The organism is Polymorphobacter sp. PAMC 29334 (assembly GCF_019431245.1).
Classification (GTDB): domain Bacteria; phylum Pseudomonadota; class Alphaproteobacteria; order Sphingomonadales; family Sphingomonadaceae; genus Polymorphobacter_B; species Polymorphobacter_B megasporae.
Genome location: NZ_CP080245.1, coordinates 205,092 through 226,191 on the forward strand (window position 1 = coordinate 205,092; position 21,100 = coordinate 226,191).

15 protein-coding genes and 2 pseudogenes are annotated in these 21,100 nt (G+C 65.8%); 9 read left to right on the forward strand and 8 right to left on the reverse strand.

The features are described 5' to 3' along the window. Positions 1-120: 120 nt before the first annotated feature. Positions 121-816 carry a DUF6445 family protein gene (locus KZX46_RS22130; RefSeq protein WP_226896326.1) on the reverse strand — a complete coding sequence of 232 codons (696 nt, stop codon included), beginning with the start codon at positions 814-816 and terminating at the stop codon, positions 121-123. Next, on the reverse strand, positions 813-3,266 hold the full coding sequence (locus KZX46_RS22135) for a TIM-barrel domain-containing protein (RefSeq protein ID WP_219777420.1): 2,454 nt from the start codon (positions 3,264-3,266) through the stop codon (positions 813-815). Before KZX46_RS22135 ends, KZX46_RS22130 begins: the two co-directional genes overlap by 4 nt. 112 nt (positions 3,267-3,378) lie before the next feature. Here KZX46_RS22135 and KZX46_RS22140 point away from each other — a divergent pair, with 112 nt between their 5' ends. Beyond that, positions 3,379-4,332 carry a cupin-like domain-containing protein gene (locus tag KZX46_RS22140; RefSeq protein ID WP_219777219.1) on the forward strand — a complete coding sequence of 318 codons (954 nt, stop codon included), beginning with the start codon at positions 3,379-3,381 and terminating at the stop codon, positions 4,330-4,332. A 466-nt stretch (positions 4,333-4,798) separates the two neighbouring features. Here KZX46_RS22140 and KZX46_RS22145 read toward each other — a convergent pair whose 3' ends face one another. Together KZX46_RS22145 and KZX46_RS22150 are read right to left on the reverse strand one after the other, a co-directional pair. Then, a complete protein-coding gene (locus tag KZX46_RS22145) occupies positions 4,799-7,204 on the reverse strand; it encodes a YbcC family protein (protein WP_219777220.1) in 2,406 nt (801 codons plus the stop codon). After that, entirely contained in the window at positions 7,201-8,769 is a 1,569-nt protein-coding gene (locus KZX46_RS22150) for a proton-conducting transporter membrane subunit (protein ID WP_219777221.1), read from the reverse strand. The genes KZX46_RS22145 and KZX46_RS22150 overlap by 4 nt, the downstream gene beginning before the upstream one ends. A 104-nt stretch (positions 8,770-8,873) precedes the next feature. On the opposite strand from KZX46_RS22150, the pseudogene KZX46_RS22155 reads away from it, so the two are divergent. After that, positions 8,874-9,638: pseudogene (locus tag KZX46_RS22155) on the forward strand (LysR family transcriptional regulator); the annotation flags it as partial. 72 nt (positions 9,639-9,710) lie between these two features. Here the strand turns inward: KZX46_RS22155 and KZX46_RS23570 are convergent. Then, positions 9,711-10,586: pseudogene (locus KZX46_RS23570) on the reverse strand (MFS transporter); the annotation flags it as partial. 28 nt (positions 10,587-10,614) lie between these two features. Here KZX46_RS23570 and KZX46_RS22165 point away from each other — a divergent pair. Then, entirely contained in the window at positions 10,615-11,568 is a 954-nt protein-coding gene (locus KZX46_RS22165) for a LysR family transcriptional regulator (protein WP_219777224.1), read from the forward strand. On the opposite strand, the gene KZX46_RS23575 is transcribed toward KZX46_RS22165, so the two are convergent. Both KZX46_RS23575 and KZX46_RS22175 read right to left on the reverse strand, forming a co-directional pair. After that, positions 11,554-11,868 (reverse strand): hypothetical protein, encoded by a 315-nt coding sequence (locus tag KZX46_RS23575; protein WP_226896328.1) that lies wholly within the window; start codon positions 11,866-11,868, stop codon positions 11,554-11,556. The genes KZX46_RS22165 and KZX46_RS23575 overlap by 15 nt on opposite strands. 330 nt (positions 11,869-12,198) lie before the next feature. Further along, positions 12,199-12,840, reverse strand: coding sequence for a TetR/AcrR family transcriptional regulator (locus KZX46_RS22175; RefSeq protein ID WP_219777226.1), 642 nt, complete (start codon positions 12,838-12,840; stop codon positions 12,199-12,201). Between the two features lie 157 nt (positions 12,841-12,997). Between KZX46_RS22175 and KZX46_RS22180 the strand changes: the two genes are divergently transcribed. The 6 genes from KZX46_RS22180 to KZX46_RS22205 all read left to right on the forward strand — a co-directional run bounded on the left by KZX46_RS22180 (position 12,998) and on the right by KZX46_RS22205 (position 19,144). After that, positions 12,998-13,285 carry a Dabb family protein gene (locus KZX46_RS22180; protein ID WP_219777227.1) on the forward strand — a complete coding sequence of 96 codons (288 nt, stop codon included), beginning with the start codon at positions 12,998-13,000 and terminating at the stop codon, positions 13,283-13,285. 1 nt (position 13,286) lies between these two features. Continuing rightward, positions 13,287-14,819, forward strand: coding sequence for an AMP-binding protein (locus KZX46_RS22185; protein WP_219777228.1), 1,533 nt, complete (start codon positions 13,287-13,289; stop codon positions 14,817-14,819). Between the two features lie 32 nt (positions 14,820-14,851). Then, a complete protein-coding gene (locus tag KZX46_RS22190) occupies positions 14,852-15,781 on the forward strand; it encodes a VOC family protein (protein WP_219777229.1) in 930 nt (309 codons plus the stop codon). An 18-nt stretch (positions 15,782-15,799) separates the two neighbouring features. Beyond that, positions 15,800-16,624 carry a fumarylacetoacetate hydrolase family protein gene (locus tag KZX46_RS22195; RefSeq protein WP_219777230.1) on the forward strand — a complete coding sequence of 275 codons (825 nt, stop codon included), beginning with the start codon at positions 15,800-15,802 and terminating at the stop codon, positions 16,622-16,624. Beyond that, on the forward strand, positions 16,621-17,214 hold the full coding sequence (locus KZX46_RS22200; RefSeq protein WP_219777231.1) for an NADPH-dependent FMN reductase: 594 nt from the start codon (positions 16,621-16,623) through the stop codon (positions 17,212-17,214). Before KZX46_RS22195 ends, KZX46_RS22200 begins: the two co-directional genes overlap by 4 nt. Positions 17,215-17,401: 187 nt before the next feature. Then, positions 17,402-19,144, forward strand: coding sequence for a CocE/NonD family hydrolase (locus KZX46_RS22205; protein ID WP_219777232.1), 1,743 nt, complete (start codon positions 17,402-17,404; stop codon positions 19,142-19,144). Positions 19,145-19,399: 255 nt separating this feature from the next. On the opposite strand, the gene KZX46_RS22210 is transcribed toward KZX46_RS22205, so the two are convergent. Further along, positions 19,400-21,016, reverse strand: a complete 1,617-nt coding sequence (locus tag KZX46_RS22210) for a bifunctional 3-(3-hydroxy-phenyl)propionate/3-hydroxycinnamic acid hydroxylase (RefSeq protein ID WP_219777233.1) — start codon at positions 21,014-21,016, stop codon at positions 19,400-19,402. Positions 21,017-21,100 lie beyond the last annotated feature (84 nt).

Consider the following 21,100-nt stretch of genomic DNA (forward strand, 5'->3'; position numbering starts at 1 on the left):
TGCCGATGGTCGTGATCGCCATCGCTCGTGCATCCGATTAGCCCGCGTCGCGATTGTCGTAACAGCATCCGGCATACGTATTCACGCGAAGCCGGCACAACTGTGTCGGTTCAGTTACACTTAGCGGAGCTCGAGGAACGTGTTCACCGTCAACCGTCCTGCGCCGGGATCGGGCGAGAAAATCTGGTCGGCGGCGATTGCGGCGCAATGCAGCGTATTGCTGCGGTAGAGCAGCGCCCGGTTGAAGCGGCCAGCATAACACGCGATCTGTTCGAACAGTGGCGTATCGCCGGCGATGTACCCTGGCGGTGGCAGCCCGTTGCGGGCAAGGTCGGCATCGAGAGCGCTACGGTACGCCGACAGGCGGCCAGCGTCGAGGCTCTCCCACCCGGTCGTGCGGTGACGGAAGAAAGCGGTCCCGCTCGCCTCGTCGCGGCTGAGAAAATGGAGCAATGCCAGCCGGCGTGGTGACGTCTCGTCGACATGCGGCAACCGCTGGATCGGGGCGAGGGCGGCAGGCGGCGTCGTCACCAGCGAATACAGCGCATCGACGACCGACGGCTCGCCGGGTCCGAACACCTCGGCGATCGTCGGGCGCAGGGCGTCAAGCAGCGGCCTCAGCAGCGCTTCGGGCGCGCGTGCGCGAATGCCCGGGTAATGTTCGCCCATTGGACCGAAGGCGAGGAAGGCGGCGTCGTCGACGAACTGCTGCGGCTGCGGCGCGAAACCGTCGATAACGACGACCGACTGCGCCTCCGTCCCGGCGCGCGCGATCTGAAGCCGCCAGCCGGCGCGAATCGCCGCAGCGTCGCTCACCGGACGATCGTGATGGTGCCCGCGTGCGGCTGATCGGGTAGAACGAAGGCGAGCGTTTCGGTCGCGGTGTCGGCATGCACCGGTACCGCAGCCTCCGCCACAACATGCGCCGTCCCGCGCCAGCCGTGGACGGTCACGGCAATCGCGTGCCACCACGGGGCGAAACTGCCGTCGCGCGGCAGGAACTCGATCGCCAACCCCGCCGCTGTCATGCGGCAGCGGATTTCCTGGCGGAGGAACGCCCCACGGCGGTAGGCGAGCGAGTGACCGTCATCGAGGTACAAGGTGCCGTTGCAATCGTCGCCGGGATAGACGTCGAGCTGGAGCGGCCCGTCAGGCGTCACGATCGTCGACTGCACCACGGCCTGACGCGGCAGGATGGTCCCGGCGCGAACGAATACCGGCAAGTAATCCAAGCGTGGCGTCGCCTGCACCCGCTCGCCCGACGCGCGCGCTTCACCGGTCGCCTGGCTTGCCGATTGTACGGCCCCACCCGCGCCGATCGGCGTTCCGGTGACCCGCCGCCCGGTCCAATAGTCGAACCAGCCGCCGGCCGGCAGGCAGATATCGTACGTCTGCGGGCTTTCCGGCGACGGCGGCGGCGCGACGAGCAGGCTGCGCCCGACGGTGAAGCTCCACGACTGATCGCACGGCAGCTGCAGCGCGGTCGGATAATCATAGAATACCGGGCGCAAGACCGGGTCGCCCCGCCGCGCGTTGGTATCCGCCAACGCGTAGAGATACGGCAGCAGGCGGTAGCGCGCCTCGACGAAGCGGCGACGGATGGCGAGTTGCTCCGGCCCGTCAACCCACGGCTCGACGCGCGGGGTGCCGGTCGCGCTGTGATCGCGGAAAACAGGGTAGAAGGAGCCGATCTCAAACCAGCGGGTCAGCAGGTCGGCGCTCGGCCCGCCCGCGAAGCCGCTGACGTCGGCTCCGCTCCACGCGAAACCCGACAGGCCGAGGTTGACGATCTGCTGCACCGACAATTTGAGATGGTCCCACGTCGCCAGATTGTCGCCGGTCCACGTCACAGCGTAGCGCTGCCCGCCGGCGTACGAGGCGCGGGTCATGACGAATGGCCGTTCGTTGGGGGCGGCGCGGGCGAGACCGTCGAACGTCGCGCGGGTGTTCTCCATGCCGAAAACGTTGTGGATTTCGGCGTGGCTGGCGGCACGCGGGGCAAAGCCGTCGCCGGCGATGCGATGGACGGTGTCGAGCGGCATCGTCTTGGTCGGCGTCTCGAACACCGCCGGCTCGTTCATGTCGTTCCAGCTGCCAGCGACGCCGATATTGACCTGGCCGGCGAACAGCCCGCCCCACCATTCGCGGACGCGCGGCAGAGTGAAATCGGGAAAGACCGACGCCCCCGGCCAGACCGGGGCGACATAGACGTGGCCGTCGGCGCGGTGAACGAAGGCGTCGATCGCGGCACCGCTGTCGAACGGCGGATAGCTGCCCGCCGGGCGGTTGGCGGCGAGGTGGAGATCGGTGATGGTGACGACGTGAAAGCCGTCGCGCGCGGTGTCGCGGATCAGCTCGGGCAGGTCGGGAAACGCCGTCCGGTCGACGGTGAACGGCGTATCATGGTCGAGGTAGCCGATGTCGAGCCACAGCACGTCGGTCGGCACCTTGTCGGCGCGCAACCGCGCAGCGACGGCCTTGACCTCGGCAGCGGTGCCATAGCTATAGCGCGACTGCTGGTAGCCGAGCGCCCAGCGCGGCGGCAGCGGGGCGCGACCGGTCAGATCGCTGTAGCGGCGGACAACCTCTGCCGTCGTCGGGCCCGCAATCAGGTAATAGTCGATAGGGCCGTCGTTCGCGCCCACCGCCAGCGTGTCGGCCTCGCGCCGCCCGAAGTCGAAGAAAGCGCGCCACGTGTTGTCAAGAAACAGCCCCCAGCTGCCGCCGGCCCCGCCAACGCCAATGACGAACGGCACCGATTTATAGATCGGATCGGTCGCGCCGGTGAAGCCGAAAGCGTCGGTGTTCCAGTCGACGAAACTGCCGCCGCGCCGGTCCATCCCGCCAGTCTTGTCGCCGAGGCCGAAATAATGCTCGGCCAGTGGCATCGCCTTGCGTAGGGTGAAGGCGTGCCCGTCGAGCGCGACCGGCTCGGTCGTGTCGTCGAGAATAATCGCGCCGGCGCGATCGGTGACCGTCAGGCGCAGCGTCGCCGGATCGAGGTGGACCGCGAGAGCGGCGGTGCTGAAGCCGTCGGGCGTCGCCGTGACCGTGACTGCCTGCTGCCGCACCGCTGCCGGCACCGCCCAGCTCGCATCCTCGGGCAGGTCGCCATCGCGACCAATGCGGACGCGGAGTATCGTGTCGGTCAGTGCCACGACCGATTCTACGACTGCCCCCCGGTGAACGGCGACGCCGTTCGGCGTTCGGTCAGACCCCGGAGCAGCGGCGGCGGCAGTGGCGAACAAGATGCCGGACAGAAGCATGGCGAGGCGCAAGCGGCGGCTCCGGAAACGGGTACGGGGCCGTGACATGCCACAGGCCCGGGCTGACGGCCAGCCTTGCCGGTGGTGACGCGGCGATGCTAGACGATACCTCATGCCGACGCCGGTCGCTGAGTATCACGCTGTCGACCGCGCGCGCTTTGAGGCCGAGATCGTCCCCGCGGGCCGCCCGGCGGTTCTGCGCGGATTGATCGACAGCTGGCAGTTGCTGGCTGCCGCGCGCGCGGGTCAACTCGGCGAATGGCTCAAGACGAACGCCAGCCTCGAGCTCGGGCAGGTGTGGCTCGGGCCGCCGGCGATCGCCGGCGGTTTCGGATTCACCGACGATCTGAGCGGCTACAACCACGAACGCCGAATGGCGACGGTGATGCAGATCGTCGACCTTATACTCAGTCAGCGAGAGGACGATGCCCCGTGGGCGATCTACGCCGGCGCACTGCCGGTCGATCGCCATTTGCCCGGGTTTCGCGCGAGCCACCCGATGCCGCTGCTCGCGATCGACCGCGAGATGCTGGTGTCGTTGTGGCTCGGCAACCGGGCGCGGACGGCAGTGCATTGGGATCTGCCACAGAATCTCGCCTGCGTTGTCGCCGGTCGGCGGCGCTTCACGCTGTTCCCGATCGAGCAGGTCGGCAATCTTTATGTCGGTCCGCTCGACCGGACGCTTGCCGGGCAGCCAGCAAGCCTCGTCGACCTCGCTGCGCCGGACCTCGCGCGCTTTCCGCGCTTCGACGCCGCGCTCGACGCCGCCGAGACCACCGAACTCGGTCCCGGCGATGCGCTGTATCTGCCCAGCCTGTGGTGGCACGGCGTCGAAAGCCGCGACGACTTCGGCGCGATGGTCAATTTCTGGTGGCGCGACGGCCCCGCTGCCGTGCAGGTCTCACCGCTCCAGTCGCTGCTCCATGCGCTGACGACGACGTCGGGTTTGCCGGCGGCGGAACGGGCGCGGTGGCAGGTGCTGTTCGCGCACTATGTGTTCGATGACAAAGATGTGGCCGCGCACCTGCCGGCAGGGGCGCGCGGCATCCTCGGTGAGCGGTCCTAAGTGACCTTGGCGGCGCCGCGCCTATTGCATCCGCCGCCGCGGTAGGTTCGACAAATTGATATCCATCGGTCTTCGATCAGTCCTTCGGTCCAACCGGCAACTTCTTCTCTCTTCGAATCCAGTAGCAGCAATACCGCTTTCGGCCCCACAACTTGAAAGCAGTGATCTATCTTAGTGAGAACGGTTGCAACGCTATCTCACTTTCGCAACTCGCAACTGGCGCTACGATGCTTCGCAGAATTTCGATGTCATTTTGCAGGGTTACGGCATCAAATCCCTCGAATGCGGTGAGCGCGGTCTTCAACCAGCTACTCGCGTGCGGGCTCTCGAGCATTGATGCAATCATTTGATTGGCCGCGACAAGAACGGGGTTGGATCGATGTTCCACAATGTCTTCCAATTCCGGACTGTAATACCGAGGTTAATTTGGCTGCAGCGCGTCTCGACCGAAGCGCCGCCTCTGATCTCACGCAGCAATGTCCGATACGATCGCTTCAGCGTCGATCGTTGCTTCTGGCTCCCAGCGTAGATCGCCAGCGTAGCGCCAAGCCATCCGCCCGGTGTCGTCTAGCGCGAACAGGTGCAGCCAGCGGTTATCGAACAGGTCGCGCAGGCCGGGGTGGCGCTCGAGTATTGCACTCATCGCGTCGCGGGGGGCGGCGATGGCGACGGTTAGGCGCAGCGGCTCGTGAACAAACCGGTGGCCGTCGTGCACCGACTGCCACGGCAGCCCGGTTCGCAAGGTGCCGCCGTTGCCCTCGACGACCCCCATCCCGCCGACGACGTTGTGAATGAGCTTGTTGCCGCCGCCGAACAACGAAGGGGCGACGACGGAGCCGTAATATTGCAGGCTGATCCAGCTGGCGACGACGACCGGCGCCGTCAGGATCAGCTCGAGCACGCCGAAGCCGCTATCTTTGTGCCAGTCATAGTCGTGAAGGAAGGCCCGCCCGGCGAGGTCACGGCCCGTCGTGCGCGTGCGCGGAGCGGCGATGAACGCGCTGCATCCGGCGAGTGCCCATTCAGGCCGCGTCTCGGCCCAATCGCGGCTGCGCCGGACGACACCTGCGGCACCCGCCGCGCGGGGCAGGCGCAGCGCCCTCTCGCCGCGGGCGATGGCACCGGCGGCGGCAAACCAGCCGCAGGCGTCGGCGAGCGCTGCGGCCGGGGGCGGAATGGCAGCGTCAGCGGCATAGAGCTCAACAGCATCCGTCGTGGTGTCGTGGAGCGCCGCGATGAAGTAGGTTGTCGCGGGGATGACGATACCGTGATCCGCGAGCCCGGCGCGGACGTCGGCACCACTTAGTAGGGCGGCGAGCAGCCGGGCATTGACCTCCCCCGAATAGCCCCCGCACGCGCCGCAATGGAGGGCGCTGGCGTGCGGGTTATTGACGACGCTGGCCCCATGCCCCGCGAGCACCACCAGCGGCGCGAAGTCGTCGGTCAGCCCCATCGCGCGCAATATGGTCGCCGCCATCGTCACCCGCGCCGCCGGGTCGATCGCCGGGTCGGGGTGCGGCGCGGGGTCGGCCTGCGCCGCCGCGTACTTCAAGCCGAGCGCATCGCCGACGAGCTTGACGACATAGGTGGGTGCGGCGGCCTCAACGAAGGCGAACGACGAGATGGCCGCCAGCTTGAAGCGCTCCCACGCCCGGGTGACGCGAACCGCGAGACGGGTCTGCGTATCGGCGGGGCGGTCGGCCTCGTCACCGGCCCGCGTGACGAGGCCGGGATTGAGCAGCACCGGCAGGCGGTGCTCGGCGACATCCGAGCCAAGCCGATAGTGCGACGCGGTCAGGCCAAAGAAGCCGGCGAAACCGAGCGTCTGGATGCCCGGGTCGACCGCTTCGAGCGCGCGGCGGATGACTTCCGACCGGACGTCGATGCAAAACGCGACCTGCAGTGAGGGTCGCACGGCGACGGCCGGGGGGCGAGTGTCCGCGAGGGTGGTCGCCAGTGCGCGTTGCCCGGCGCGCTCGGCGGCGTCCTGCAGAATCGCATCGACGCGCTGGCCGACCGTCGGAATTAACGGCGCCGCAAACGCCGCCAGTGTCACCGCCCACTGCTCGCCGATCTGCTCGCCGTACTGCCCCAATAAGGCGGCGTCCCAATGCAGACGGATGGCGAGAAAATCGTCGATCGTCGCGTCCTCGCCGCCGCCGAGCTCGGCCTGCCAGCGACGATAACGCGCCGCCTGCGCCCAGCCGCCGAGTGTGGTCAGCAGCCGGTGAAAGTAGCTCGCCGCTGCCGCCGCCGGGACGCCCAGACGCTCCGTCGACTTGCGCAACGCCGCAGCCGGAGCTTCGGGGGCCTCTGCCACGGTCGCCGCAAAGCCGTGCGCCCCCAGGATTTCCGGCGTCAGATCGTGGGTCGCTGCCGCCCGCCACGCGGCATAGGCCGATCGCCCTTGCGGCGCGGCCCACAATGCCTGCCCCTCGTCGAACCACCCGGCCGCCCAAGTGCCGAAGCGATCGGCGACGATTGCCGGCCAGTCGATTCCTGAGGCGGCGGCGGCAAGGTCGGCGACCGTCGGCAGAGCCGCGGGCAGCGGCCTAGGTTCGCGGAGCGCCGCCTTCAGCGCGGCGACGCTGGCGGGGCGCTGGGCCGGGCTGGCCACCGCCAGCGCCGCCGCGAGATCATCGTCACCGATGGTGCCGGCGGCGATGCGGTCGGCGTACCACGCACGCGGCATAGTTACCGACACCCCGGCGACTCGGTCTAGCCGTGCGGCGACGTACGCCAAATCCTCGCCCGACTGGCCGAGGAAGGGATTGACGGCGACCGTCGCGGCAAGAGGCCACGCCGGTGGAACGGCGTCGGCGGCGGCCCTGACTGCGCCGGTGAGGTCATCGGTCGTTGGGACAAATGTCATGCTGCAAGGCCTTGCGGTAAGGTGGAGCGGAGACGCCAGCCGCCGAGCAGACGATCGGCGAGGGCGTTGACGTACAGTCCGTGGCTCAGGTGGACCCGCAGGCCGGCCGCCGCCGGGTGATAGGCCCACAACGGAAACATCGCCTGCGCGACCGCGACCAGCCCGAAGCTGATGACCGCGAGGACGATGAGCACCCATTCTAGCGGTCCGGGAACCGGAGGTGGCGGTACGGTGCCGCCGAGAAGCCACTCAGACGAGAGGTGAAGGGCGAAATAGCCGACCGCCGCTCCGGTCGCGAGCGCTGCCAGCCGTCGGGTCAACGCCCGCGGGGCCGCGTCGGCGAGCCCCTGCGCGAGCAGGTAGGCGATGCCGAAGATCAGGATCGCGCCCAGGGCCAGTGCTTGCGCCGACTGCCCGAGGATCGCCGCGGCGGCACCGCCGATCACGCCGTAGATGGCCAGCGCGATCAGGAAAGCGCGGCCGACCGCGGCCGGGCTCGGCACCGCGACACGTCCCGGGCGGCGGAACATGGCGATCCGCTCGACAGCCCCGCCCGAAGACAAAAAGGCGTGCGCCTTGTACAGCGAATGCGCGACGATATGGAGGAGCGCGAGCGGAAACAGCGCCAGCCCGCACTGCATCGTCATGAAGCCCATCTGTGCGATCGTCGACCACGCCAGCGAGGTCTTGACCGCAGATTGTGTCAGCATGACCAGCCCGCCGAACAGCGCGGTGAAGCCCCCGACCATGACCAGCGCGGCCAGCACCCCAGGCGACTGCACCATCACATCGGCGAAGCGGATCAGCAGAAACCCGCCGGCATTGATCACCCCCGCGTGGAGCAGCGATGATACCGGGGTCGGGGCCTCCATCACTTCGGTTAGCCAGCCGTGAACCGGGAATTGCGCCGACTTGAGCATGGCTGCAACCGCGAGCAGGGCCGCGGCCAGGGTCATGCCGCCGCCTGCCCGCGCGCCGGCTGCAATGGCGACGACGTCGCCGGTGCCGAAACGGACCGCCAGAAGCACCGCCGCGATCACCAACGCGCCGTCGCTCAGCCGGGAAATAACGAACTTCTTGCGCGCGACCCGCCGAGCGGCCGGGCGATCGTGATAGAACAGCAGCAGCCTCGTCAGACCGAAGCTCGTCAGGCTCCACGACGCGACCAACACCACGAGGTTGCCTGCGATCACCAGCACCAGCACGCTGGCGAGGGTGAGGCACAGCCAGGCCATGAACCGGCCCTGCCGCGCTTCACCGTCGAGATAGGTCAGGGAAAAGCGTGCGACGATCCAGCCGACGAACGTCACAAGCAGAAGCATCACCGCGCTGACGACATCGAGGCGAATTGAAAGGCCGAAGCCGTCTACACCGGCCAGCGGGCTCGTCCCCGGACCGACTGCAACCAGCAATGCCACCGCCGCAACGGCGAGCGTCAATGCGGAAAGAAGCAGCGCCTCGATGATATGGCCGGCAGAGGACGGCAGCCGGCCGCCCCAGCCGGCACCGACCGCGGCCGCGATCAGAACCAGCAACGGTGCCCCGAACGGGATAAGATAGATCATCGATGCGTACCCGTTGCCCTGAACTGACCACCGATTTAAGGCGCTGCCTGACGGGCTAAAAATACATTACATCGCAATGATCATTCTTCTTTGGAGAACGATCGATGGCCGAGTTGAATTACAACCATCTGCGCTATTTCTGGGCGGTGGCGCTCGACGGCAATCTCACGCGGACGGCGACGCGGCTCAACGTGTCGCAATCCGCGCTGTCTACGCAGATCCGGAAGCTCGAGACGCGCCTCGGGGTCGATCTGTTCGAACGGCGCGGCAAGGCGCTGCATCTGACCGAGGCGGGTCGGGTCGCGCTCGATCACGCCGACGCGATTTTTACCGCCGGACAGGATCTACTGGGGACGCTGCATCAGACCGGGACCGCCCGCAAGGCGGTTCGGATCGGCGCGCTGGCGACCCTGTCGCGCAACTTTCAGATCGGCTTCCTCCAGCCCCTGCTGCGCCGCACCGATACCGAGATCGTCCTCCGCTCCGGCAGCAACGACGAGTTGTTACGCGGCCTGCAATCGGTGAACCTTGACGTCGTCCTGACCAATCAGCCGCCGGATAGCGACGCGCTGACACCCTTCATCGTTCATTATCTGTCGGCGCAGCACGTCGGCCTGATCGGCGCGCCGGCGCTGCTCGGCCAGACGCGGCGCATCGCCGATCTGCTCGCGGCGCACCCGGTCATCCTGCCGACGCGGGGGAGCAGCGTCCGCACTGGCTTCGATGCGCTCGCCGACCGACTCGGCATTCGCCCGCAGATCGCCGCCGAAGTCGATGACATCGCGATGATGCGACTGCTCGTCCGTGAAGGGGTGGCGCTCGCCGTGCTGCCGCCGATTGCGGTGCAGGACGAGCTCGCGTCGGGGTCCCGCCTGCGACCGCGCCATGCCGAGCGTCCTCGTCAGATGGGTCGGCACCCAGGCCGACAACGCGTAGCTCGCAACGACGAACATGCTGAAGCTGAGGAAATGAAAGAGGAACGGCTTCGCCCGATGGCGGACGTATCCAAGCACCGCACGTATCGGCAACGTCGTCTTGCCTCCTGCAGACAGGACGAGATCGCGACGGCTGGGTTCTTTGATTAACAGCAGGACGAGCGCCACGAGCAGGCCCGGGGCGCCGACCAGGATCAGCACCAGCTGCCATGTCGACCGTCCTGAGAGCAGTGGGATCGAAGGTATGCCGCCGTGTCCCGCCAGCGCTATGATCGTGCCACCGAAAACGAAGGCGAGACCGCTGCCGAGATAGATGGCGGTCGCGTAAGCTCCGATCGGTCGTGCGCGCTTTGCTGGGGAGAAACTGTCCGCGATGAGAGAATTCGCCGCGGGGAAAAGGACGGCCTCGCCGACCGCCACCCCGATCCGGGCGAGGAAGAGGACCAGAAACGTCTCGGCGAAGCCGCTGAGCAGAGTCATCAGACTCCAAAGCGCGACACCTGCGGCAGCGAGGCGGATTCGATGCACCGAGTCGACCATCCGACCGATCGGGAGCGCAAGCGCCGAGAAGAAGATCGCAAACGTCGGTCCGATAAGCAGGCTGATCTGTATGTCGTCCACGTGCAGATCGTGCTTGATCGGGTCGATCAGCAGACTGACGATCTGGCGGTCGACGAACGAGAACACGTTGGCCAGCATGAGAATGGCGACCATCGTCCACGCTTGCCGTGCCGGAGGGTAGGACCGGCCCTGGCCATCGGCGGCATTGGCGGACGTGGCGGAAGCAAGCACGGCATCTCCGTTGATCAGGTGCCGGCGTCGGGACCATGCTACGAATCTGGTCGATGGCGAAGGTGACGGCAAATCGCGGCGAGCTATCATTTAATAGCATGGGACTATATCAGGCGGCATGCGGAAGACGATTTCTGAAAAGGAACGGTTCGACGTCTCGCTCGAGGACCTGCAAACGTTCCTCACGGTGGCCGATCTGCGGGGCTTCAGCCGGGCCGCCGAAAGGCTCAGCCTCTCTCGACCTTCGGTCAGCAATCGCGTTCGTCGTCTGGAGGACAAGCTCGGCGTGCGCCTGCTCGACAGGACGACACGCCACGTCGAGCTGACGAAGGACGGCCTCAGGCTGCATGCGCGAGCTTCGGTGACGCTCAATGGCCTCAAGGAGTTGTTGCGCGACTTCGACGCGGAGGTAGGCACCAAGCGCCTTCAAATCGACGTCGCGGCGACGATGATGGTTACCACGATAGCTTTGCCGCCGGTCGTGCAGACGTTCGCGGGCACCCATCCCAGGATTTCGGTGAGGCTGTCGGATCGTTCTCCGGCCGGGGCGATAGCAGACGTGGCGAAGCATCGCGTCGACATGGCCATCCTCGTCGCCGAAGATCTGCCGCCGGAACTACAGTTCGAATTGCTGCTGGCGGATAGATGCGTGGTGGTCACTTCGCTCGGGCATCCGCTCCTCAAACGCGGCGAGGCGACACTTGCCGAAGTCCTCGGTCATCCCTTGCTCAGTCCGGATGGTCACGTGGCTCTCCGTAGAGCCGTCCAAGTCGAGGCAGAGGCCCGCGGCCTGACGATGGACCTCGCTGAACCCGCGCTCGGAGTCTCGAACGCGATGACGCTGCTTGCCATGGCGGCGGCCGGACTGGGCGTCCTTATTCATCCGCCCTCGCTCATACCGCCTGAGTTTCTCCCGACGATTGGCACTTTGCGGCTTTCGGATTGCGACATCGTCCGCTCTTTTGGCATCGTCACGGCGAAGGATCGGACCCTATCGCTGCCCGCTCGCGCTTTCCGCGACCACCTGCTCGCGTCGGTGACCGCGGGCTCCTTCGGATCAGAGCCGACCTAATTTCGACAGAGAAGCGGGCGTCGGGTTCGCGGAGCGGGATCGCGCAGGAATCGGCTCGTGCGGCCTTTCCGGGATGCCACGCCGCTCCACGATATCGATCCTAAACCCTGGGATGCTGACAAAAAGCTTGACGGCGTTCGTCAGAAGTACGGCATGGTGAATACCGAGTTCGACCAGGAACTGAGCGCCGACCCCGTACTCGCGGAGCTCGATCGGTGATCGAGTCTCTGTGCGCGAACGCGCGAGTGAACGATTGGGAAACAGGACTACCGAGGACGACGACGACCCCAATCCCCGCATCCGCTTTATCGGGCGACTTTCTGTGGGAACGTGCTGCCGAGGCAAGCGGTCGAAAGGCGCTATCCAGCCCGCGCAGAAGCGCGCCGCGTATTGTTCTTCAATCGTTCTCGCTTAGCGTTATTTAGCGTACGTTTAACTCGCTGCCCTCAACGTCGAGCGCATCCCCGGCAAGTTGTCATCTCCGTGCACAATTGACCCGAACGCCGGAGACGCCGGAGAGTCGGATCGCACCGAGGAACTGTTTGTCCGGCCCGCACCTAGGCGTGCATCTGATTGGAGCACGTGTAGATCAGCCGCTCCGTCATGACCGGGACGAGGCAAGCTCCGCGGTCAGTCAGGTTCGGACACATCTCCGACGCCTTCGACGGCGTCGCGCACGCGACGCGCCTCGGCGACGCTCATGCCGAGGATGCGGAGTTGATATTCAGCCGCCCGGGCGGAGACGTCTGGGCCGGCGCCCGCCAGCCGGGCGATAACGCCGGCGCGGAGGATCGCGAGGTGCGCATCGATCACGAATTCGTCCAAAGGCTCCGCGAAGCGTGACTGCTCGATACCCAGCGCGACGTCCATCCGCATGTAGTGCGAGACATCCTCCTTGATCGATCCGAATTCAGTGAAGGCCGATACAAGCAGTCGGCCCCAGACGGGTTCGGCCGCCGCGATCTCGATGAACTGCTGCGTTCCGAAGGCAACCCGCGCCGCTCCGTCCTCGAGCGAAAGGCGCTTGCCCGTCATATCGTCGTGCATCGCCCGGGTGACCGCTTGACAGACGACCGCGACGATCTCGGCCTTGTCCTGAAAGTAGAGATAGAAAGTCCCATTGGCCAATTCGGCCTCCGCCGCGATCTCGCTGACCGACGTCGCGCTGATGCCGCGCTCCGACATCAGCCGGAGCGCGGCATCGGTCAGCCGCGCCCGGGTCCGCGCCCGCTTGGCGTTGTTCGACGAAACACGGGGAGATCGCTCTTCCATTTGCCCGCAATAGTCGATCACTCGGCAACGTGGCAAATCGTTGACGCATCTCTCAAAATGAGATACCCCTCACTTACGAAATGAGAACCGCGGATCAATGCGGCGGACGGAATGGCAGCGGTCCACCGGTGCGTCGCATCGTGGAGGGGAGGGGCGGATGATCACGCACATCGTGATCTTCAGGTGGATCGGCGGCACGACCGCCGAGCAGGTCGCGTCGGTTCGAGGCGCGCTCGACCGGCTGGCGTCGGAACTGGTCGATCTCGCGTCGATCTCCCACGGTCCCGACCTCGGAATGCGCGATGGAAACGGAGACTACGCGCTCGTCGCGAAGTTCGCCAATAGTGACGGATGGGGTGCCTACCAAGGTCACCCGGCGCATCAGGTGTTCGTCCGCGACTTCGTCGCGCCAATCCAGGCAAGTCGCATAACGGTGCAGTTCTAGCATGCCCGAAGCATCTCTAACCGGCGAGGTTCACGAGCGGGCGGACGGCAACGTCTTCAGCCTGTTCGAAGCCGCGGCCGTCGCCAACGCGGAGCGGCCGTTCCTCGTGGTTCCGGGCGGTCCGCTGCTGACTTACGGCGGGATGCTGGCCGAGACCGCACGGGCCGCGGCGTGGTTGCGCTGGCTCGGCGTGGATCGGGGGGATCGCGTCCTCGTCCAGGTCCACAAGTCTCCCGCTGCCGTGGTCCTATACCTCGCTTGCATTCGTGCAGGCGCCGCGTTCGTACCCCTCAACACCGCCTACCAGGCCAAGGAGCTCGACTACTTCGTCGCCGACTCCGATCCGGCGCTTATCGTCGCAAGCCCTGGACTGTCCGCCGAGGTCGTCGAATCCGATCGCCCGCGGATCGCGCTCCGAGGCGATCTCGAAGCCGCACCCTGGGCATCTGCGGTCGACCTGCTCGGCACGGTGGCGGTAGCTCCGAGCGACTGTGCGGCTATCCTGTATACCTCGGGGACGACGGGGCGGTCCAAGGGCGCGGTGCTGACGCACGGGAACCTCTCCTCGAACGTCGAAGTCCTAGGGCGCGCCTGGCGGTGGCAGGAGGATGACGTCCTCCTGCATGCCCTGCCGATCTTCCATGTGCACGGCCTGTTCGTGGCGCTCCACTGCGCGCTGCTGCACGCATCGCCTATTCTGTTCCACGAGCGTTTCGAACCGGCCGCGGTGCTCCGCGACCTGCCGGCCGCCACCGTCTTCATGGGCGTGCCAACGTTCTATACGAGGTTGCTCGCCGAGCCTGCGCTGGATGTCGACGTGTGCCGCGGAGTCCGCCTGTTCGTCAGCGGCTCGGCGCCGCTGCTCGACGCGACGTTCGACGAGTTCGCGGAGCGGACGGGACATACGATCCTCGAGCGGTACGGCATGACCGAGGCGCTCATGGTGACGTCGAACCCCTACGATGGACCGCGCATCGCCGGCAGCGTCGGGCCTCCGCTCAGCGGCATCTCCGTCCGCGTGGTCGCCGATGGCCATCCCGCCACGGCGAATCAGCCGGGGGTGCTCGAGATCAAGGGCCCCAACCTTTTCTCCGGATACTGGCGCAATCCGGATAAGACCGCCGAGGATCACACCGCTGACGGCTTCTTCGTCAGCGGCGACATAGCGACGATCGACGAGGCCGGCTTCGTCCGCATCGTCGGCAGATCGAAGGACCTCATCATCTCCGGCGGCTACAACATATATCCGAAGGAGGTCGAGATGGCGGTCGACGCGCTTGAAGGCGTCGCCGAGAGCGCGGTCATCGGGATCGCGCATCGCGACTTCGGCGAAGGCGTCGTCGCGGTGATAGTGCGCGCTCCGGGCAGCGATCTCCGGCCGGAAGCCGTCAGAAGCGCGCTGGCGACCGAACTCGCCGCCTTCAAGCGTCCCAAGATGGTGGTGATCGTCGACGAACTGCCCCGCAATGCGATGGGCAAGGTGCAGAAGGCCGAACTACGCGAACGCTACAAGGATGCCTTCGCCGCCGGCTAGCCCCGCCTACTGCGATTGTTCTGGAGATCACGATGCAACTTCCCAAGCCAGTCTACCGACCCGCATTCAACGTGACGCGGGCCAGCCACCTCGTCTCCCGGGTCCGCGATCTCGAGGCCAGCCGCGCCTTCTACTGCGGACTGCTCGGCCTCGTCGTCAGCGACGAGGACGCGACGACGCTCTGGCTCCGGGGTCTCGAGGAGGCTTGTCACCACAGCCTCGTGCTGAAGGTCGGCGAGCCGTCCGTCGAACGCGTCGGCATGCGCGTGCTGACGGAGGAGGATCTCGATCTGCTCGAGGCGCATTTCGCCTTGGCCGGCTTCCCGACCGAGTGGGTCGAGGTGGCGCACCAGGGCAGGACCCTCCACACCACCGATCCGGCCGGAACGCCGCTCGAATTCTGCGCGACGATGGAGACGCGCGAGCGACTGTTCGCCCACGCCGACCGCTACCACGGAGCCTGCGCCCTCAGGCTGGATCACTTCCAGATCGTGACGCCCCTCGTCCGCGAGAGCCTCGACTTCTACAACGGCATGGGCTTCCGACTGTCCGAATACGTCATGAAGGACGGCAATCTCGAGATGATCTTCCTGCAGCGCAAGGGGAATCCCCACGACATCGTCTTCGCCAACCGCACGGGCCCGCGTCTCCATCACTGCGCCTACCAGGTGCCGGAAACGCACCATCTCATGCACGTCTGTGACCTGTTCGTCGTCGGCGACAAGGAGGGGCAGGTGGAGTTCGGTCCCGCACGGCACTTCAGTCCCGGGCTGGCGCGGTTCCTTTACCTGCGGGATCCCGACGGCCACCGGATCGAGCTGTTCCCGAGCCACTACCACACCATCGACATCGAGGACGAGCCGGTCGAATGGGAGGCGCCCGGGTTCAAGGTCGGCGGTTGGATCATCCCGCCCGATCGATGGTGGAACGACACCATGGCGTTCGCCCCGACCGGCCGCTGACCGTCCAGGAGTCCTGACATGCGCATCGTGACCTTCTCGAGAAACGGCCGGATACAGCACGGAACGCGGGATGGCGGCCTCGTGCGCGTCCATCCCTCCGCGACCTCGGCCGTGGATCTCGCTATACATCCCGCGCTCCATCCGGTGGGTGAGGAGGTCGCGCTCGCCGACGTCACGCTGCTGTCCCCGGTGCCCAGTCCCGGCAAGATCATCTGCATCGGCTTGAACTACCGCGCCCATGCGATGGAAGGCGGTTTCGCGATACCAGATTATCCGGCGGTGTTCATGCGCTGCACCACTTCGCTCGCCGAACCGGGGTCCGACCTGCTCCTCACCGACTGTTCTGACCAGTTCGACTTCGAGGCCGAGCTCGCGATCGTCATCGGCCGCCGGGCCACGCGCGTCGGTGCGGCCGCCCTCGATCACGTGGCGGGCTATTCGTGCTTCAACGACGGATCGATCCGCGACTACCAACGAAAGTCGACCCAGTGGACCATGGGTAAGAACTTCGATCGAACCGGGGCGTTCGGGCCGGACCTGGTGACCGCCGACGAACTACCACCGGGCGCTGCGGGACTACGCATCCAGTCGCGCCTCAACGGCAAGGTCATGCAGGACAGCGACACCACCGACATGATCTTCGACGCCGCCGCGCTCGTTTCGGTGCTGTCGGAGGCCATGACGCTCGAGCCGGGCGACGTGATCGCCGCAGGAACACCGTCGGGTGTAGGTTATGCCCGAAAGCCGCCGGTCTTCATGCGCGCCGGAGACCGGATCGAGATCGAGATCGAGCGCATCGGAACGCTTTCGAATACCGTCGCCGCACCGAGGGTCCGGTCTTGACGCCGAACGCTAAGGGCGAGGCCGCAGTCGCGCCGCGCCGCCGGCTGCTCGCGGTTTCCGGAAGCCTTCGCGCGGGCTCCTTCTCGACCGCGATCTTAAAGGCGCTGGCGACCGCCTCAGCATCACGCGCCGACTACGATTTCGCCGACATCGGCGCGCTCCCGCACTTCAACCAGGATCTCTACGTCTCCCCTCTGCCCGAATCCGTCCGCATCTTCCGCGATCTGGTGACCAGCGCGGATGGGCTCGTCATCTCGTCGTCGGAATTCAACCACGGCGTTCCGGGGGTCCTCAAGAACGCTCTGGACTGGGCATCGCGGCCGCACAACTCGTCTCCGCTCAAGGCCAAACCGGTGCTGATAATCACGTCGTCGCCGGCGTTCACCGGCGGAGTGCGGGCGCAATACCAGATCCGCGAGACGGTGACGTCGGCACTCGCCCGCCCCGTCGCCACCCCCGAGATCGTCGTCGGCAGCGTGGGAACGAAGATGTCGGAGGGCGAATTCGAGGACGATGCCACGATGCAGTTTGCGCTCGCCGGGCTGGAGGCGATGTATGCGGAGATCGACCGCAACCGCCAGCCACACTAAGTCCCTTCGGCTTGTGGAACGCGGACATGATCCGAGGGCCGCGGTCCGTCGACATCGTCTTTCTGGGTCCGCCGGGAGCAGGGAAGGGTACGCAGGCGGCCCGACTCGTGGCCTGGGATGGCGGCGGCCTTGCCAATTATAGAAGCGGTCCGGTCCCGATCCGACCGAATCGAGAGAGGAATGCGCGATGCCTAACGATCTGCCGATCTACGTTCCCGCCTATCCGGATTCCGAAGATTCACGCGGGCTGTTCAGCGGCTTCGAGCCTGGTATCCGGACGCTGCCAGCGGGTTTTCAGGTCAGTCCGAACTTCCTTCCCTTGCCGGTAGACATCGTCATGGAGAAGGATGTCGCGGTCACGTTGCGGGATGGTGTGACCATTTATGTCGATGTGCTGCGACCTTCCGGTTCCGCAAGGGTTCCGGTGATCGTGGCATGGAGCCCGTACGGCAAGAGCCGGGGCAACGCTGCGCAATACGTGCAGCTCTTCGGACTACTCGGGATGGACACGCGCACATTGTCCGGGCTGATGAAGTTCGAAGGTCCCGACCCCGCCTATTGGTGTGCGCACGGTTACGCCGTCTGCAACCCGGACCCCCGCGGTGCCTACGGGTCGGAGGGCGACATTAGGGTGTGGAGCCGCGAGGAGGGGGAGGATTTCCACGACCTGATAGAGTGGCTCGGCGTTCAGGAGTGGTGCAACGGGAAGGTCGGGACGAGCGGAAATTCCTACCTCGCCATCTCGCAGTGGTTCGCAGCCGCCGAGCAGCCCCCGCACCTCGCCGCTATCGCCCCATGGGAGGGGATGAGCGACATCTACCGCGATCTTGTCATGCGCGGCGGCATACCCGATCTTCCCTTCCCGCGTCGACTGGCGACGGCGTTCGTTGGCAACAACAACAGGGAGGACCTCGTCGCGGAGGCGGAAGCACATCCCCTGATGGATACTCTGTGGATCTCGAAGATACCCGACTTCGAGAGGATCACCGTCCCGGCCTACGTGGTCGCGAGTTACTCGAACAGCATCCATACGCCAGGGACGTTCCGCGGCTGGCGACGCATGGGGTCGGAGGCGAAGTGGCTGCGCATCCACAACACGATGGAGTGGCCCGACTACTACGAGGAGGCCAACGCCAATGACCTGCTGCGATTCTTCGACCGATACCTGAAGGACATCGAAAACGGCTGGGAGTCGACGCCCCGGGTCCGGTATTCGGTGCTGGACCTTGAAGGTGGCGACGAGATCAACCGACCTGCCGATGAATTCCCGCCCCACGATGCCGTCGAGACGAGATACTACCTCGATGCTACGAGCGGATCGCTGATCACGGAGTCTCCTACGACGGCATCGTCGGCCGCTTACGATACCGGGTCGGAAGGCTGCGTCTCGTTCGTCTTCCGCGTAGAGGCTCCGATCGAGTTCGTCGGTTATCCAAAGGCGACCCTCTGGGTCGAAACCGACGGGTCCGACGACATGGACGTGTTCGTCTTCCTTCAGAAGCTGAACGCCGACGGCGTGCAGCTGGAGCAGTTCAATGTGCCGAACCAAGGGCCGCAGATGCAGGCAGTGACGAAGGACGGCGCGGCGATACTGAAATACAAGGGATCAAACGGTCGTCTGCGCGCCTCGATGCGTCGGTTGGACGAGTCGCAGTCCACGGATGCGATCCCCGTCCATTCCTTCGATCGGGTAGAAAAGCTCGCTCTGGGAGAGGTCGTGCGTCTTGATATCGACCTCTTCCCGATCGGCCTCGCACTTCAATCAGGCGAGCAGCTGCGGCTCGTCGTCGCCGGTCATCACATCCTCGGGGGCGTCATGCCTGGCAACGACAACGTCACAGCCGAAAACCGCGGTCGGCACGTCATCCACACCGGCGGGGGTCATGCGTCGCATCTCCAGATCTGCACGAGATCCCGACGCGACGATTGATGTTGGCGGGTGAGCGGGGAGAAGGCCAGTGCGGTGAGCTGCTTCGCGGCGTAGGATCACGCCAAGGGCCTCGAGATCGCGTCCGGAAGCTGGTCAGGAAGCGCATCTTTCCGAATGCGGACGAACAGTCTCGAAGACCGGACCGACTTTGCCCATCGCGACCCAACCTCGTAAGCGGATCTTACCGAGGTCGATTGAAATCTCCGCCACGCCGAAGCTGGCGGGCAGTTCACCGGCCTGATGTCGACGGTATTTTCAAGATTGCATCCTTGGTTCCAAGTTGGACGATGCAACATTCCGCGACGTTCGTGTCGCGCCTACCTGCGAAGTCAAACCGATCAAATCGCCAGCGGTAGCCAGCAGGTGGTCGACCCCGTCGGACTTCGCGGTGCCGAACACGTAGAAGTCGGGTCTGACCAGGATGGCGTCCGCGCCGAGCCGATCGAACCAGTCGGCGTATGTGTAGTCAAGGTCGACCGTATGCGATCCATCACCGAAGTCCGCGACGGAAATCTCGAGACGCTGCAGGACTTCGCGAGCGCGCTCACTGAGCTTCGACCCGTCCATGCGGGATCGCAGCAAGAGGTGCCAGCCGGGTCCGATAATATCGTCGAACAGCCCCTCGCGCCCGTCTCGGCGTACTCGTCCTTGAACGCCCAGCGAACCGGCATTCGGGTCCTCGCGGAGAAACGCGCCGCCGTCACCCAGCTTTGGCTCTGGCGGTGGCCGCAACGCCAATGCCGGGTCCCTCATCGCGGCCTTCATCCGCGCATCCCGATCGGCGACCTCGTCGGGATCCAGCATGCAGATCAGCCGGCCGATCTCGACTGCCTGATCAATGATCTCCTGCACGTGGGCACTGCGTTCGGGGCCGTAGGAAGCGAGTAGGCTGTCACCGGCTTCGCCGGACAGCACCAGCGGCAGACGCCAGCCCAACGCCATAACGTCGCGCATGCCCGAACAAAGGCCCTGGCCTAGGAACGGCGGCATGAGGTGCGCCGCATCACCGGCGAGGAAGACGCGTCCCTTTCGCCATTCGTCCGCCCACGCGCCCCGGAAGGTGTAGACCGCGTGTCGCTCGACCTTGGAATTCTCCGGCCGGATGCCCCACGGCGCAAGCAGCTTCCATGCCATCGCCTCGGTGTTCAGATCGGAGACGCTCTCGCCAGGCATCCGCATGAACTCCCAGCGCCGCCGGCCCGGCCCGCTTCCGACGAGGGTGGTCGGCCGCGCAGGATCGCAGTGCTGTACTACGTATGGCTCCCAGACCCGCCCCTCAGGTGGCACAACGTCGACGACGAGCCAGTCGTAGGCGAACCCAAGGTCCGTCTGACTAATTTCCAGGAGATCGCGCACGGTACTCCTCGCACCATCGGCCCCGATCACGAACCGGGCGTCGACATGTGCAAGGCCCGAGGCTTCGTCCGGAGCCGCGAAAGTCAGCGTGACGCAGTCGTCATCTTCGGCAAGCGAGACAAGCGCTCGTCCGCGTCGAATGACGACCCGCGGTGACGCTTCGAGGTGGCGGAGCATCACGCGCTCGAAGTCGGGCTGATAGAACATGTTCATCTGCGCCCAGCCGGAAGCGCCAGGACGGTTCCAGTCGATCTTAAGGAGCGTTTCGCCATGCTGATCGAGGAACTTGTAGGTCTTGTCGGGCCCGATCACGGGATCGAGGAGGGGGGACATCTCGTCGGCGAGCCCGATGCTCTGAAGCTGGCGCACGATCTCGTGATCCACGCCGCAGGCGCGAGGCAGAGGGTAGAAATCCGGCCAGCGCTCGAAGAGCCCGACCGACAGTCCGCGGCGCTCAAGCAACATAGCCGCGAAGAGGCCGACGGGGCCCGCGCCGACGATCGCTACGTCAAACATGATCTGCACCTTGCATGAAGACGGTCGCCCATTCTGCGCGGGGCGATGGATCCGATGACGCCACCGGTCGTTTGACGGCGGGCG

Coding starts and splice junctions, on each gene's coding strand:
- KZX46_RS22135 (WP_219777420.1), bottom strand. CDS start 3,266: ATGCTTCTGTCCGGCATCTTGTTCGCCACTGCCGCCGCCGCTGCTCCG.
- KZX46_RS22195 (WP_219777230.1), top strand. CDS start 15,800: ATGCGCATCGTGACCTTCTCGAGAAACGGCCGGATACAGCACGGAACG.
- KZX46_RS22185 (WP_219777228.1), top strand. CDS start 13,287: ATGCCCGAAGCATCTCTAACCGGCGAGGTTCACGAGCGGGCGGACGGC.
- KZX46_RS22150 (WP_219777221.1), bottom strand. CDS start 8,769: ATGATCTATCTTATCCCGTTCGGGGCACCGTTGCTGGTTCTGATCGCG.
- KZX46_RS22175 (WP_219777226.1), bottom strand. CDS start 12,840: ATGGAAGAGCGATCTCCCCGTGTTTCGTCGAACAACGCCAAGCGGGCG.
- KZX46_RS22140 (WP_219777219.1), top strand. CDS start 3,379: ATGCCGACGCCGGTCGCTGAGTATCACGCTGTCGACCGCGCGCGCTTT.
- KZX46_RS22165 (WP_219777224.1), top strand. CDS start 10,615: ATGCGGAAGACGATTTCTGAAAAGGAACGGTTCGACGTCTCGCTCGAG.
- KZX46_RS23575 (WP_226896328.1), bottom strand. CDS start 11,868: ATGCGGGGATTGGGGTCGTCGTCGTCCTCGGTAGTCCTGTTTCCCAAT.
- KZX46_RS22210 (WP_219777233.1), bottom strand. CDS start 21,016: ATGTTTGACGTAGCGATCGTCGGCGCGGGCCCCGTCGGCCTCTTCGCG.
- KZX46_RS22190 (WP_219777229.1), top strand. CDS start 14,852: ATGCAACTTCCCAAGCCAGTCTACCGACCCGCATTCAACGTGACGCGG.
- KZX46_RS22180 (WP_219777227.1), top strand. CDS start 12,998: ATGATCACGCACATCGTGATCTTCAGGTGGATCGGCGGCACGACCGCC.
- KZX46_RS22205 (WP_219777232.1), top strand. CDS start 17,402: ATGCCTAACGATCTGCCGATCTACGTTCCCGCCTATCCGGATTCCGAA.
- KZX46_RS22145 (WP_219777220.1), bottom strand. CDS start 7,204: ATGACATTTGTCCCAACGACCGATGACCTCACCGGCGCAGTCAGGGCC.